This is a genomic window from Shinella sp. 20P9.1.1 (assembly GCF_057798995.1).
Map to the genome: position 1 here is coordinate 561,574 of NZ_JBYOLC010000001.1, position 13,545 is coordinate 575,118.

Consider the following 13,545-nt stretch of genomic DNA (forward strand, 5'->3'; position numbering starts at 1 on the left):
TCAGACCGTGTTGAAGGCGGCTTCGCGCAGCCGCAGCTGGCTGCGGAAGCCGGTTTCCGGATCGGTCCAGGCGCCGTATTCGAGCACGCCATGTGCCTCGATCGGTGCATTGTACTGCACGAAGGTCTGTTTTTCCGAGAGATAGACGACGAGGATATTGTCCGGCCAGTCCGCATCGGAGGAGCAGAAGGGGCAGAGCGACATCGGAATTTCCGTCAGCACGAAGAAGTTCGCCTCTGCCTTCAGTGGCGGCGCCATGAAACCCTTGACGGTGACGTCCTCACCGTTCAGCCGCTTCACCTTGTCGGAAAATTCAAGGCCCAGCACGCCGAAGCTTTTATAGAGTTCGCCGAAGCCGAGCGTTTCGGCGGCAAATGCCTGGCGGGCCAGCGAAAGCACGGGCAGGGTCGCAAGCGCCGAGAGCATCCGCCGCCGGGTGAGAAACGTGCGGGGAGTATCCGTCATGCGCCTGCTTCCTTGTTCATTCACGATGGCATGGACAGGCGGTGCGAGACCGCCTGTCCATTTTGGGGCAAGACGCCCTTAGTTCTTGGCCGTGCCGAGCGCGAAGGTATCGGCGAGCACGCGATAGACGTCGCTCTGTTCCATATAGCCACGGAAGCCCTCCGAGCCAGGGCCGGCGGCCTGAAGCACGACATCGTCCACCGCATGAACGCCGCTATCCTCGTCCTTCGGAATGTTGCCCTGCACGAAGACCGCGCCGGGAACATCCTTGTAGGCTTCGTTTGCGATATACTCCTTCGCCTCGTTCTGGACGGCGGGAACGAAGGGGCCGTCGAGCTTCGGACGGAAGGTCTCGTAATGGTCGGGGCCATTGTTGGCGGCCACGAACAGGCGGCGCGAGACATCGACGCGATCCGGATAGCCGTCGCCGTCCTTGTCCTCGTAGTTCGGGAAGCCGGCATTGTCGTAGGTGCCGACCTTCTCGCGCATTTCCGTGCCGGGCTTTTCGTCATCGACCGTACCGATGATGGAGACGCCGTGCGTGTGATCGCCCGTGACGACGATCAGCGTATCGGGGTTCTTGTCGGCGAATTCGCGGGCAACGGCGACGGCCTTGTCGAATTCGATGGTTTCGACGAGCGCGCGATCCCAATCGAGCGGGTGGCTCATCTTGTCGACCGAGGCGCCCTCGACCATCAGGAAGAAGCCGTCCGGGTTCTTGGAGAGCTTGTCTAGCGCGGCCTTGGTCATGTCGACGAGGCCCGGCTGGTTCGGGAACTTGTCGACCGTGCCCTTCTTGAGGAATTCGCGATCGAGCGTCACGTCCATGTTGCCGGTGTGGAAGAGGCCGAGCAGCTTCTCCTGGTTCGAGCCGGCAGTCGCGGCCAGTTCCGTCTTGTCTATGGCGAGCGCATAGCCGGCATTCTTAAACTCGGCGATATAGTCCTTGTCGTCCTTGCGCTTGGAGCCGGGGACATCCTTGCCGAGGAAATAGGCCGAGCCGCCGCCGAACAGCACGTCCGGCTTGACGTCGAGCATCATGCCGACGATCTCGGCCTTGTCTGCGCGCTTGCGGGTGTGAGAGACGAGGGCGGCCGGGGTGGCGTCTTCGACTTCGGCCGTCGTCACGATGCCGACGGACTTCTTCGTCGTGCGGCGCAGCGCTTCGGCAATGGTCTCGACCTTCGGGTCGTCGAGGCTGTCGGGCGTGCGGTCGGCATAAACACCGAGCGCGTTGACCCGCGACTTGTGGCCGGTCATGTATGCCGAGGCCGTGTTGGCGCTGTCGGTGGCGATCGAATGCGTCGAGGAGGTGCCGATGAAGGCGACCGGCGGGATGTCGTCCATGGCAAGGCGGCCGTTTGCCTTGCCCTCGGCCATGCCCTTGGACATGATGCGCGCACCCGTGCGGTGGGCAACCGACAGGCCGTCGGCGATCATGAAGATGATGTTCTTGGCCTTCGGTTGGGCGACCGTCTCGTAGACGTCCCAGGCGATGGACTTGGCTTCGCTGCCGGCGGAGACTTCAATCTTGTATGCGCCGGCGGCGCCGATCGTCAGATCGCGCAGGATGAGCGCGGAACCCAGAACCTTGTCTTCCCCGCCTTTTTCTTCCGCAACGAATTCGGCCTTTTTGCCGAAGACGGCTTCGTAGTCCTGGCCGTTGACCGTGACCTTCACGTCCTCAGGCTTCACGACGGCATCGAACTCGACTTTGAAGTCGAAGGGGGAGCCGACGAGGATCGTGGCACGGTCGAGCGGGTAGACGGTGGCGGCTTGGGCGGCGCCGGCTAGCATCGTGGCCGATGCGAAGGCGAGGAGGAGTTGACGCATGGGAGTGCCTCTCTAAAGCGGTGCGTTGCCCTCCTGCGATAAGAAGCCTGCGTGACAAGCGTATTACAAGAGGGGTGGTCTTCGGTCAGGCTTTTCGGATCGTCACGAGCCACGAGAAGCCGCGATGCAGGCGCTGCACCCCTACGGTGCCGCCATGGGTTGCGGCGAGCTCAGACGACACCTCGAACAGCTCGGCGCGTGGGGTGACGTGGTGCCAGCCGAGCCAGGTGTCAACGGCGCTCTTGAACCAGCGGGGAAGGCGCTGCATGTCGCCGAAATCGGCGATATGCAATTCACCGTCCGGCGACAGGCCGGCGACGGCGGCTTCCATGACGCGTTGCCACTGCGGGATCATCGATACGACATAGGAAATGAAAATGCGGTCGTATTCGTGCTGCCCGAACAGCGATTGCGGGTCGAAATTCGCTGCATCGGCACGGGCAAGGCGCACCCGATCCCGCAGTCCGGCAGTCTCTATGGCCGCTTGTGCCGCTGTCAGCATTTCCCGGGATATATCGATGCCGTTGAAGCGGGCTTGTGGATAGAGCCGTGCGGCCTTCACGAGGTTGCGCCCCGTGCCGCAGCCGATCTCCAGCACGCAACCGCCGGGGGGCGGGGCAAGGCCCGAAAGCAGCGGGTCGCGGCCCAGCAGATAATATTTGCGGGTCGCATCATAGATGCCGAACCGCCGCTGCCAGCGGTAGATGCGGTCCATGAGCAGGGCGTGATCGGAGACGGTGTTCATGGCGCTCACCCCTTGAAGGTGTAGAGGTGGAAGCCGCCGTAGATCGACGACCGGTCCTTCTCGTGTAGGGCACGCGATTCCGTCTCCTGATAGGCCCAGCGATCGAGGATGGTCTGCGCGACACGGCCCGGCAGCAGGCTTTCGGCCGGTGCGGTGCGGAAGATGACGCGGGCATCCGGCGCGGCGGTGCGGGTGATTTCGCTCCAAAGCGCATTGAGCTGCGCATCCGTCATCCAGTCCTGCGCATCGAGCAGAATGAACCGATCGACCGTCTGCGACGCCTTGGCCGCCAGGAATTCCGTCAGCGACGTGTTGGTGATGGAAATGCGTTCGGCGCGGCTGCGGACTGTTTCGAAATTCTGCCGCAGGAGATAGGGTGGCAGCGGTGCCTGTTCGTCCTTGCCATAGCTGCGGCCGAAAGCCTGCCAGGCGAAATAGTTTTCCGAAAGCGGAAAGCCACAGGCGAGTTTTTCAACGCGGGCACGCAGGATTTCCGCCATGCCATTGCCGGCGCCCGATAGGGCTTCATACTGCTGCGGCGGAATGCCGAGGCCGAACAGCGAGCTCTTGCGCCCCGTCGCCCAGCGGATCAGCCGCTTGTCGAACAGTGGCGAAAGCGTCTCGTCGAAGAAGCGCTTCTGGTCCTCAAGCGTGCGGGCCTCCAGCAGGCCGCGCGGATCCGCACCATAGAGACGGGCCATCGTATGGCCGAGGCCGATGAAGCCGCCGAGCAGGCCGTGGCGATAGAGCCGGCGATGGAAGATGGAGATACGGCGGCGGCCGGTCAGCGTGCGGCTTTCCCAATAGTCGCGCGTCTCGTCGTCAAGATGCGGGCGCAGATGGAGCTTGTAGGCATCGAGGTTCCGCCGGTCGTCGCCCTTGCCGTAAAAGCGGTAGAAAGTCTCGTAGTCGGGCAGGTGGCGGGCGGCCATGAATTTCAGGCGGTTGAAGGCGACATGCGCGGGATTGAGATCGACGGCCTCGATGCGGGCGGGATCGGCGATCAGATAGGACATCGCGTTGCAGCCGCCCGAGGCGATGGTGACGATGGTGGTGCCCGGCGCGATGTTCAGCGCGGCCATGTCAACGTCGGGATCTTCCCAGATCTGTGCATAGACGAGATTGCGAAACAGCCGCGAGAAGACATATTCCGACAGGCCCGACGCCGATAGCAGCGAGTTGCGCCGCACCGCGCGGTTAAGGCGCTTGCCGACCGCCTCCTTGCGTGCTGCGACGGGGGAGAGGGCTGGAGAAGCGACCGTTTCGATCATCGGGCTTGGTTCCTGAGCTGGACTGTCCGTAACCACCGCGCGCTGTCACCAGACAGCGGCGCGTGTGCCTGTCATGCAACGGACATTCCCGGAACGGAGCTGTCACACTTGCCCGACGGCATGGGGCAGCGTTTCAACAGATTGCGATGACACGGGAATGACATCGGCCTTTCGATCCGCTGCCGTAGGCTTGGGATGGCCCACGCAGGGCGCTAGCCGAGCCGCACCCAGTCCATGGCCTCGAGCACATAGGGCGCGAAGAGGAAATCCCGGATCGCGGTGATTCGATCGTCCGACCATTCGATCAGGACAAAATGGGCGGGGCTCTCCATCGTGCCGGTGCCGTCGAAGACCAGCATGGCCGGCTGCCCTTCGATTGCACCCAAGGCGAAGCGCCATTTCGCCACTTCGGCATAGCGCGTGAAGTAGGGGGTAATTTTCTCGCGCCCCTGCAGGCGGAGGCGGTTGACCAGTTCGAGCTTCACGTCATCGGCAAGCATGGCGCGGATCGCGTCGAAGTCGCCGCTGCGGAAGAAATCGACATAGGCCGTGATCTTCCGCCGGTCGATATCGGACATCAGCGGTAGTCTTGTGTCCTCCGGTTCTGACGCCAGCAGCCTGAGCGCACCGCGCCCACGCTGGAGCGCCGATTTGGCTGCCGCCGGCGAACATTCGGCGATATCGGCGATCTCCTCTATCGAATGTCCGAGAACGTCCTTGAGGATGACCGCGCAACGCTGGAGTTCCGCCAGGCGCAGAAAGGTCTGGAAACTGACGGCGACGGTATCGACACCGGAAAGCGGTGCGGCTTCGATATCCTCCGTCAACGGCACGACCATGTTGCGGGCTCGGCTGCGCAGGAAATCGAGACTCGTATTGTGGGCAATGCGAAACAGCCAGCCCTCGATATTCTCCACCTCGATGCCCTGGCTTCGGGCGTTGAATGCCTTGAGCAGCGTGTCCTGCACCACATCCTCGCCGCTGACGGCCGATCCCGTCATGCGCGCGCAATAACGATGGAGGCGCGGACGCAGCGTCTTCAGGTGTTCCTCGAATTCTTCCATATCCATGTTTATCGTTCCTGCCTCTCCCTTGTCCGGTGGACCTGAAGTCAGAGCACCTTACTGTCGAAGAGGTAGATTTGAACGCCTGAATCGTCAGGCGCAAACAGCCGACGATCGGCCGCGGCTGCCCGCCCTTCAGGGCTTGCAAAGGCCGCCTGGAGGGCTGTGAGGTTATCGAAAGACAGCCTCCCGATGCGATAGACATCGTCGGAGCCCGCCGGTGCGGCGATGGGGCCGTCGCTGATCTCGTATTTCCGTAAGCCTGGAAGCGTCTTGGCAAGCGGCACGTGGATATCGAAATAGTGCCGGTCGAAGGCCGCGATATCCTGCGGCGTGCGATAGATCACGACCATCTGGGCCATGGTGTTCTCCTGCTTTGATTGCCTACCGTGCCGTTTGCGACGCGATTGCACCGAGAAGCGAATCCAGACTTGCCAGTTCCGATATCTTCGGGAAACAGGCCAGTATGCGCGGATCGCTCCGCATCGCCTCGACGGCCGCAGGCGTCTCCCATTCGGAATAGATGACGACGCCGGTGCCGTCGGATGCCCCGATCACGCGGGTCGCTTTCCAGCCGTCCAGCGTGCGGATGACGGTGTCGATGTTTTCGTTGAGAAGCGCGACAAGCGCATCCTGCTGTCCGGGTTTCACCCTGAGCAGGTTGATCAGGATAACGGGCGCATCGGCCATGGCATGTCTCCTTCAGGTTCGGATGCGCCAAGGACGATGCGGAGCATGAAAACGGATCGCGATTTAGAAGATTTTTTGATGGAGCAATCGAAAGGGGAAGGTGCTCCGCACGGCGCCTTCGTGATAGAAAGGGGATAATACGCCGCAGCCAATTGAGGCATGCAGGCGAAAGACTGCCCGATATTCGCCACAACCTGCGCCAGTATAAGGCCACCAAATCAAGGCTGGGCAGAACATGTCGGATGAGAGCAGTGCGGTCGTCGATGAAACCGGAGCGTCGCGGCTTGTCCGCCTGTTCCTGATCTACCGCCTTTATATTCTTGCCGTTGCGAGCCTCTTCGTCTTCGCCCTTGTCGCCTTCGGAATCTACCGGCTGACGGCGGAGGTGCGCTACGATGATGTGCTGGCCGCACTTTCGGCGACCTCCTGGAGCGCGATTGCGCTCGCGGCGGGGTTCACCCTGCTGAGTTTCCTGGCGCTGATCCTCTACGATGCCAATGCGCTCGACTATATCGGCCGCAAGGCGCCGTTCCCGTCCGTCGCGGTGACGGCCTTCATGGCCTATGCCGTCGGTAATACGGTGGGCTTCGGCCCCTTGAGTGGCGGGGCGATCCGGTTTCGCGCCTATTCCCGTCTCGGGTTGGCGCCGGGCGACATCGCCCGTGTCATTGCCTTTGTCACACTCTCTTTCGGGCTTGGCCTGCTTTCCGTCAGCGCGCTCGCGGCGCTCGCCGTCGCCCCGCGCGTCGCCGGCATTCTCGGTGTCGATGCGTTCTGGCTGCGCGCTGCCGCCCTTCTGATCCTCATCGTCCTGATCGGGCTGTTCTACAGCGGCCGCAACGGGCATGCGTTGCGCTTCAAGGGTTTTGAACTCCGGCTGCCGGACAGCCGCACCGCATCCCGCCAGTTCCTCGTCTCTGCCTTCGATATCGCCGCCGCCGCCTCCGTGCTCTATGTGCTGCTGCCCGACACCCAGGTCGGCTGGCCGACCTTCCTTGCGGTCTATGCGGTGGCGATCGGTTTTGGCGTGCTCAGCCACGTTCCGGCCGGTCTCGGTGTGTTCGAGGCGGTCATCATGGCGGGGCTTTCCAACGCCATCAGCATCGACCAGCTGCTCGGCAGCCTCGTGCTCTACCGCCTGATCTACTATGTGCTGCCGCTTCTGCTTGCCACCGTGCTGCTGTTGATCACCGAGATGCGGCAGCTCGTGTTGCGGCCCGGCGTTGCCGAGGCGGCGCAACTCGCCGGCAAACTGGCGCCTGCGCTGATCTCCACCCTCTCGCTGATACTTGGTGCCATGCTGATCTTTTCCAGCGTGGTGCCGACACCCGATTCGGACCTCGATTTCCTCGCAGGCTACCTGCCGCTGCCGATCGTCGAGGGCGCGCATTTCCTGTCGAGCCTCCTCGGCCTGCTGTTGATCGTCGCCGCCCGCGGGCTCGGGCAGCGGCTGGACGGCGCCTGGTGGGTGGCGCTGGCGGGCGCCTCGGTCGCCTTCGCCTTCGCCTTCCTCAAGGCCATCGCCGTTTTCGAGGCGGGCCTGCTTGCACTGTTCATCGTCGCGCTGCTTGCCAATGCCCGCGCCTTCGACCGGCATTCCTCGCTGCTGCGCCAGGCGCTCGGGCCATCCTGGCTTGCGGCGATCGCCGTCATCATCGTCACAGCGACGCTCATCCTGCTCTTCGTCTATCGCGATACGGACTATGCGCATGAACTATGGTGGCAGTTCGAATTCTCCGAGGAGGCGCCGCGCGGCCTGCGTGCTCTCTTGGGGCTTGCCATTGCGTCCTCGGCGCTCGCGCTGTTCAGCCTGCTGCGGCCGGCGCATTTCCGAACAGAAGGGCCGACGCCGGAAGAGCTGGAACAGGCGGTTGCCATCACCATGGGCCAGGATTTCGCCGATGCCAATCTCGTGCGCATGGGCGACAAGCGGCTTCTGTTCTCGCCGTCGGGCAAGTCCTACATCATGTATGGCATCCATGGCCGGTCCTGGATTGCGCTAGCCGATCCGATCGGCCTGGACGAGGAGTTTCCGGAACTCGTCTGGCAATTCGTCGGCGCGGCTCGGGCCGGCGGTGGGCGGGCGGCCTTCTACCAGATCTCGCCGATCCTGCTTTCGGCCTGCGCGGATGTGGGTCTGCGCGCCTTCAAGCTTGGCGAACTCGCCATCATCGATCTTCCGCAGTTCGAAATGAAGGGCAGCCGCTTCGCCAATCTCCGGCAATCGCACAATCGCGGCCTTCGCGACGGCCTCACCTTCACCGTGGTGCCGCCGCAGGATGTCGCCGCGATCCTGCCGGCGCTGCGCGCCGTCTCCGACGGCTGGCTTGCCCATCACGACGCCAAGGAGAAGACCTTCTCGCTCGGCGCTTTCGAGGACAGCTATGTGCTCGAGCAACCCGTCGCCGTCGTGCGGCTGGAAGACGATATCGTCGCCTTCGCCACGCTCATGGTGACCGATACGAAGGCCGAAGCGACCGTCGATCTCATGCGCTTTGCGCCCGAGGCGCCGAAGGGCACGATGGATTTCCTCTTCGCCAGCATTCTCGACTATCTCAAGGCCGAGGGATACCTGCAGTTCAATCTCGGCATGGCACCGCTGTCCGGAATGGCGCAGCGCGAGGCTGCCCCCGTGTGGGACCGCGTTGGCGGCGTGCTGTTCGAGCACGGCGAACGGTTTTATAACTTTAAAGGCCTGCGCGCCTTCAAATCGAAGTTCCATCCGCGCTGGGAGCCGCGCTATCTTGCGGTTTCGAATGCCACGGGTGCGGCGCTCGCCCTGATGGACGTGACCTTCCTCATCGGCGGCGGCGTCAAAGGAGTGATTTCAAAATGAAGGTTTTTCGCCCTCTCGCGCTTGCCGCCCTGCTTGCCTGCGCCGCGCCCCTCAGCGGTTTCGCGCAGGAGGCCGACAAGACCTTTGCGACCGGCATGATCCCTGCCGATCATATTCTCCTGCCGGACGATGCGCCGAGCGCCAGCGTCTTCCTGATTTCGGATGCGAACGGTTGGGGAGCGGACGAAGACAAAGAAGCTGACGCCCTCGTCGAAAAGGGAGCGGCCGTCGTCGGCATCGATTTCCCGTCCTATCTCAAGGCCTTGCAGGCCGATGATGGCGATTGCGTCTATATGATCTCCGACGTGGAATCGCTTGCCCATCAGGTCCAGCGGGCCGGCGGAGCGACGAGCTACAATCCGCCCGTCATCGCCGGCATCGGCGAGGGTGGTGCGCTGGCGCTGGCGATGATCGCCCAGAGCCCCGCCGCCACGATCGGCGAGGCGATCGCGGTGGATCCTCAGGCCGGCATTCCGCTCGACAAGGTTCTCTGCACGCCCGCGTCCAAGACGAAGCTTGACGGGCGCACCGTCTATGGCCTCACCGACGGCGCGCTGCCGGCGCCGGTGACGGTGCTCTTCACCGGCAACGCGCCGCAGGCGGGGCGCGATCACGTCGCGGCGCTGCAAAAGGCGCATGCCGATATCGATGTGCGGGATGAGACGGCCTCCGCCACGGATGTTCTGGCCCAGACGCTCGCCGACCATATCGATGCGGCCGGTGATGCGGACAGCCCGCTCGGCCTGCCGCTCGCCGTGCTCAAGGCGACGCCGGCCTTCGATACGATGGCGGTGGTCTATTCGGGCGATGGCGGCTGGCGCGACATCGACAAGCAGGTGGCCGGCGCCCTGCAGCAGCGCGGCATTCCCGTCGTCGGCGTGGATTCGCTGCGTTACTTCTGGTCGCAGCGCAAGCCGCAGGAGACGGCGGACGACCTGTCCCGCATCATCGAGGCTTTTCGCAAGGAATGGAACGTCAAGCACGTGCTGCTCGTCGGTTACTCCTTCGGCTCGGACATTCTGCCGGCAACCTATAATCTGCTTTCGCCCGAAGATCGCGCCCGCGTGCCGCAACTCACGCTCATGGCGCTTTCCCATCAGGTCGACTACGAAGTCTCCGTGACCGGCTGGCTTGGCGTCGCGGGGGAGGGTGCCGGCGGCGATCCCGTCAATGATATCGCCAAGATCGACCCCAAGCGCGTGCAGTGCATTTCCGGCACGGAGGAAGACGACGATCCGTGCCCGACGCTCAAGGCCTCCGGCGTGGAATCGATCGCCATCGAGGGCGGACATCATTTCGACAGCGACTACGAGGCTCTGGCCGACCGCATCGTCAACGGACTCAAGGCACGGCTTCCGGCGAATTGAGCCCGCGTTAACCGGCGCCCCGCAAAGATTACAAATCCTTCATGCGGGACGGATCGTCTCCGTCCGGCGCAGGTTTTTGCAAGCCCTTGAACGGACAGCCGTTTCGCGGAACTCCGCTTGGAAGAATTCCTCAATCCGGGCAATACTTTGGCAGAAACGCGGGCCGAAACTTTATTTAATTGTAACATGACCGGGGCCGATTAGTGGGCCTATAGATGGTGACAGGCTGGATGCCGCCGGCGGGAAGCAACCGCGACGCGACGACACCGGACAGCCTGCCGGGGACGGAAATATCCCCAATTCATCGAGGATACGCATCATGCGCTCGACATTCAAAACCATCGCCTTCGCCACCATCGCGCTCTCGCTTGCCACCGGTGGCGCCTTTGCCGCCAGCGGACATGAGAGACATGAAAACCCCGCCGTCGGCATGGGCGGACACGATTCCGAACCGCTCGTCCAGCCGACGCCCGCCATCGTCACGCCGATGCAGGTCCACAAGCCGCGTCTCAGCCAGGTCCTCGCCGAGGTCCGCGCGACCGACCGGAAGATCGCGCGGGACGAGGCCATGCACAAGCTTTCGGCCAGCGCCGCGCGCAAGTTCGAAGGCGAGGCCAGCAGCATTCGCAATCACGCCATGACCGTTGCCGACATGCACAATGGCGCGATCCCGAAGGCCACCTTCCTGCGCCTGAAGGGCGACATTCGCGAACTCAACCGGGATGTGCCCCGGATAGGCTGACGCTTCCAACCGGCGGGCGACACCGCGCCCGCCGGATAAATCCCGCCGCCTCCGCTCTAGGGGCCGGCGTCAAGGCCTGGCCTCGCGCTGGAGGCCGCCGCGATTTCCATCAACCATAAACGAGATCGGCCGCCCTGCACCTGCGGTCCGGTTTCGTGCGCTCCGGCGCCGGTGCAAAGGAAGACGACCATGACCAGAATTCTTGAAAAATATCGTGTCGCAGCGCTTCTCGGCGTTGCCCTGCTGGTGGTGCCCGTGGCCGCCTCCAGCCTTCTCGGCACGCAGGCCGCGCAAGCCGCCGCGCCGCAAAGTTTCGGTTCGGCCCTTGCGGACGGCTCGTTTGCAGCCATCGTCTCGGCCGACAAGCCCGCCGTCGTCACCATCACGACCACGCTGAAGGCCGAGAACGCTTCTGCCGACGGCACCTCGCCCTTCGGCGGCGACAGCCCCTTCGACCAGCAGTTCCGCGACTTCTTCGGCGAACGGCAGATGCCGGTGCCCGACCAGCGTCCGAGCGGCAAGGCCGAGGCGCTCGGCTCCGGCTTCGTTCTGACGCGCGACGGTTACATCGTCACCAACAACCACGTCATCGACAAGGCGAGCACGATCAAGGTGACGCTCGACGACGGCACGGAACTGCCCGCCAAGCTGGTCGGCGCCGATCCGAAATCCGACCTCGCCGTGGTGAAGATCGAGACGGACAAGCCGCTCGCCACCATCGGCTGGGGACAGTCGGACACGCTACGCGCCGGCGATCCGATCCTTGCCATCGGCAATCCGTTCGGCATCGGCACGACGGTGACGGCGGGCATCGTCTCGGCTCGTGGACGCGATTTGCACAGTGGGCCCTATGACGATTTCATCCAGATCGACGCGCCGATCAACCACGGCAATTCCGGCGGTCCGCTCGTCGGCATCGACGGCAAGGTGGTCGGCATCAACACGGCGATCTATTCACCGAACGGCGGTAGTGTCGGCGTCGGCTTCGCCATCCCCTCGGATCAGGCGCAGACCGTCGTCGCCAAGCTGATGAAGGACGGATCGATCGAACACGGCTTCATCGGCGTGCAGATCCAGCCCGTGACATCGGACATTGCCGATGCGATCGGCCTTGCCAAGCCGGCCGGCGCGCTGGTGGCGCGGGTCGATGACGGCACGCCTGCTGCCAAGGCCGGCATCCGCTCCGGCGACGTCGTCACGGCGCTTGGCGGCAAGGCGGTGAGCTCGCCGCGCGATCTCTCGCGCATGGTCGCCGATCTCTCGCCCGGCGAGAAGCAGGCGCTGACGGTTTGGCGTGACGGCGCCGACAAGGACCTGACGATCACCATCGGCACGAATGACGATAGCAGCGGACAGGTTCTGGCCGATGCCGGCGGCAAGTCGGGCGAGGCCGGCCAGCGCGTGCCGACCATCGGCGTCCAACTCGGCGATCTGACGGCGGACATGCGCCAGTCGCTCGGCCTGCCCAAGGGCGAGAACGGTGCCGTCGTCGAGGGCGTCAGCCCCGACAAACCGGCCGCCGATGCCGGCCTGCAACCCGGCGATGTCATTCTCTCGGTGAACCAGAAGCCGGTCGAATCGGCACGCGAGGCGAAGACCGCCGTAGCCGAGGCCGGCAAGGCCGGGCGCAAGGCCGTGCTGCTGCTCGTCCAGCGTCAGGACGAACAGACCTTCGTTACCGTGCCCTTCTCGGTCGGATAACAGGCCGCGATCACGATGCAACACCGTCCGGTTCCACCGGGCGGTGTTTTGTGTTCAGCGCCTGGAGCCGGCCGGATCGAGCACATCCGCCATCGTATAGGCGCCCGGTGGTTTGCCGGCGATCCAGCGGGCTGCCACCAGCGCACCACGGGCAAACATGCCGCGTCCCAGCGCCGAATGGGAGATCGTGATCACCTCTTCCTCGGCGGCGAACATCACGCTGTGCTCCCCGACGATGCCACCGCCACGAACGACCGAGAAACCAATCTCGCCATCCGGCCGCAGGCCCGTCATTCCTTCGCGGCCGCACCGTTCAACGCTCTCAAGCGAAACCGCACGCCCCTGCGCTGCCGCCTCGCCGAGCATGAGCGCCGTTCCCGAGGGGGCATCGACCTTGCGGCGGTGGTGGGCCTCGGTGATCTCGATATCCCAGGCGTCGGGCGGCAGGGTTGCGGAAATATGCGAGATCAGCCTCGTCAGGAGATTGAGGCCGATGGAGAAGTTGCCGGAGCGCAGGATGGGAATCTGGTGCGCCGCCGCTGCGATCCTGTCTTCCTCGTCCTGGTCGAAGCCCGTCGCGCCAATGACCAGCGCCGGGCCGCGTCGGCTGGCACATCGCTCGGCGAGTGTGGTGGCGGATGCCGCCGTTGAAAAATCGATGATGACGTCGGCGTTTTCGAACGCCTCTTCGATAGAGAGGAAGCCTGCTTCCTCGTGCCCAGACCGGCCAATCCCACCGATATAGTGAGAGGTCTTGTCTGCCTGTAGCGCGGCAACGATCGTCTGGCCCATCCGTCCCCGTGATCCTGCGACGGCAATTTTGATCGGCAT

At 63.8% G+C, this 13,545-nt stretch carries 12 protein-coding genes; 4 read left to right on the forward strand and 8 right to left on the reverse strand.

What is annotated here, in order from left to right; translation table 11 throughout:
* The 7 genes from AC27VQ_RS02595 to AC27VQ_RS02625 form a co-directional block, all read right to left on the reverse strand.
* Nucleotides 1-465, reverse strand: a complete 465-nt coding sequence (locus AC27VQ_RS02595) for a hypothetical protein (protein ID WP_488715085.1) — start codon at nucleotides 463-465, stop codon at nucleotides 1-3.
* Between the two features lie 78 nt (nucleotides 466-543).
* A complete protein-coding gene (locus AC27VQ_RS02600; RefSeq protein ID WP_488715086.1) occupies nucleotides 544-2,298 on the reverse strand; it encodes an alkaline phosphatase in 1,755 nt (584 codons plus the stop codon).
* Between the two features lie 85 nt (nucleotides 2,299-2,383).
* Nucleotides 2,384-3,043 (reverse strand): class I SAM-dependent methyltransferase, encoded by a 660-nt coding sequence (locus AC27VQ_RS02605; protein WP_488715087.1) that lies wholly within the window; start codon nucleotides 3,041-3,043, stop codon nucleotides 2,384-2,386.
* A 5-nt stretch (nucleotides 3,044-3,048) separates the two neighbouring features.
* On the reverse strand, nucleotides 3,049-4,314 hold the full coding sequence (locus tag AC27VQ_RS02610; RefSeq protein ID WP_488715088.1) for a BtaA family protein: 1,266 nt from the start codon (nucleotides 4,312-4,314) through the stop codon (nucleotides 3,049-3,051).
* Between the two features lie 212 nt (nucleotides 4,315-4,526).
* Entirely contained in the window at nucleotides 4,527-5,384 is an 858-nt protein-coding gene (locus AC27VQ_RS02615) for a sigma-70 family RNA polymerase sigma factor (RefSeq protein ID WP_488715089.1), read from the reverse strand.
* 41 nt (nucleotides 5,385-5,425) lie between these two features.
* Nucleotides 5,426-5,740, reverse strand: a complete 315-nt coding sequence (locus tag AC27VQ_RS02620; RefSeq protein ID WP_488715090.1) for an EthD family reductase — start codon at nucleotides 5,738-5,740, stop codon at nucleotides 5,426-5,428.
* A gap of 22 nt (nucleotides 5,741-5,762) precedes the next feature.
* Nucleotides 5,763-6,068 carry a putative quinol monooxygenase gene (locus AC27VQ_RS02625; RefSeq protein WP_488715091.1) on the reverse strand — a complete coding sequence of 102 codons (306 nt, stop codon included), beginning with the start codon at nucleotides 6,066-6,068 and terminating at the stop codon, nucleotides 5,763-5,765.
* 235 nt (nucleotides 6,069-6,303) lie between these two features.
* Between AC27VQ_RS02625 and mprF the strand changes: the two genes are divergently transcribed.
* From mprF to AC27VQ_RS02645, 4 genes are all read left to right on the forward strand, one after another.
* On the forward strand, nucleotides 6,304-8,904 hold the full coding sequence (gene mprF, locus AC27VQ_RS02630; RefSeq protein WP_488715092.1) for a bifunctional lysylphosphatidylglycerol flippase/synthetase MprF: 2,601 nt from the start codon (nucleotides 6,304-6,306) through the stop codon (nucleotides 8,902-8,904).
* Complete coding sequence (locus tag AC27VQ_RS02635) at nucleotides 8,901-10,271, forward strand: AcvB/VirJ family lysyl-phosphatidylglycerol hydrolase (RefSeq protein WP_488715093.1); 1,371 nt, start codon at nucleotides 8,901-8,903, stop codon at nucleotides 10,269-10,271. Before mprF ends, AC27VQ_RS02635 begins: the two co-directional genes overlap by 4 nt.
* Nucleotides 10,272-10,590: 319 nt before the next feature.
* A complete protein-coding gene (locus AC27VQ_RS02640; RefSeq protein WP_313528515.1) occupies nucleotides 10,591-11,013 on the forward strand; it encodes a hypothetical protein in 423 nt (140 codons plus the stop codon).
* Between the two features lie 189 nt (nucleotides 11,014-11,202).
* Entirely contained in the window at nucleotides 11,203-12,714 is a 1,512-nt protein-coding gene (locus tag AC27VQ_RS02645) for a DegQ family serine endoprotease (protein ID WP_488715094.1), read from the forward strand.
* 54 nt (nucleotides 12,715-12,768) lie between these two features.
* Here the strand turns inward: AC27VQ_RS02645 and dapB are convergent, their stop codons facing one another.
* A complete protein-coding gene (gene dapB, locus AC27VQ_RS02650; protein WP_488715095.1) occupies nucleotides 12,769-13,545 on the reverse strand; it encodes a 4-hydroxy-tetrahydrodipicolinate reductase in 777 nt (258 codons plus the stop codon).

Bases quoted from the DNA above. Each gene is read 5' to 3' on its own strand.
- AC27VQ_RS02595 (WP_488715085.1), bottom strand. From the start codon at position 465: ATGACGGATACTCCCCGCACGTTTCTCACCCGGCGGCGGATGCTCTCG.
- AC27VQ_RS02600 (WP_488715086.1), bottom strand. From the start codon at position 2,298: ATGCGTCAACTCCTCCTCGCCTTCGCATCGGCCACGATGCTAGCCGGC.
- AC27VQ_RS02605 (WP_488715087.1), bottom strand. From the start codon at position 3,043: ATGAACACCGTCTCCGATCACGCCCTGCTCATGGACCGCATCTACCGC.
- AC27VQ_RS02610 (WP_488715088.1), bottom strand. From the start codon at position 4,314: ATGATCGAAACGGTCGCTTCTCCAGCCCTCTCCCCCGTCGCAGCACGC.
- AC27VQ_RS02615 (WP_488715089.1), bottom strand. From the start codon at position 5,384: ATGGATATGGAAGAATTCGAGGAACACCTGAAGACGCTGCGTCCGCGC.
- AC27VQ_RS02620 (WP_488715090.1), bottom strand. From the start codon at position 5,740: ATGGCCCAGATGGTCGTGATCTATCGCACGCCGCAGGATATCGCGGCC.
- AC27VQ_RS02625 (WP_488715091.1), bottom strand. From the start codon at position 6,068: ATGGCCGATGCGCCCGTTATCCTGATCAACCTGCTCAGGGTGAAACCC.
- mprF (WP_488715092.1), top strand. From the start codon at position 6,304: ATGTCGGATGAGAGCAGTGCGGTCGTCGATGAAACCGGAGCGTCGCGG.
- AC27VQ_RS02635 (WP_488715093.1), top strand. From the start codon at position 8,901: ATGAAGGTTTTTCGCCCTCTCGCGCTTGCCGCCCTGCTTGCCTGCGCC.
- AC27VQ_RS02640 (WP_313528515.1), top strand. From the start codon at position 10,591: ATGCGCTCGACATTCAAAACCATCGCCTTCGCCACCATCGCGCTCTCG.
- AC27VQ_RS02645 (WP_488715094.1), top strand. From the start codon at position 11,203: ATGACCAGAATTCTTGAAAAATATCGTGTCGCAGCGCTTCTCGGCGTT.
- dapB (WP_488715095.1), bottom strand. From the start codon at position 13,545: ATGCCGATCAAAATTGCCGTCGCAGGATCACGGGGACGGATGGGCCAG.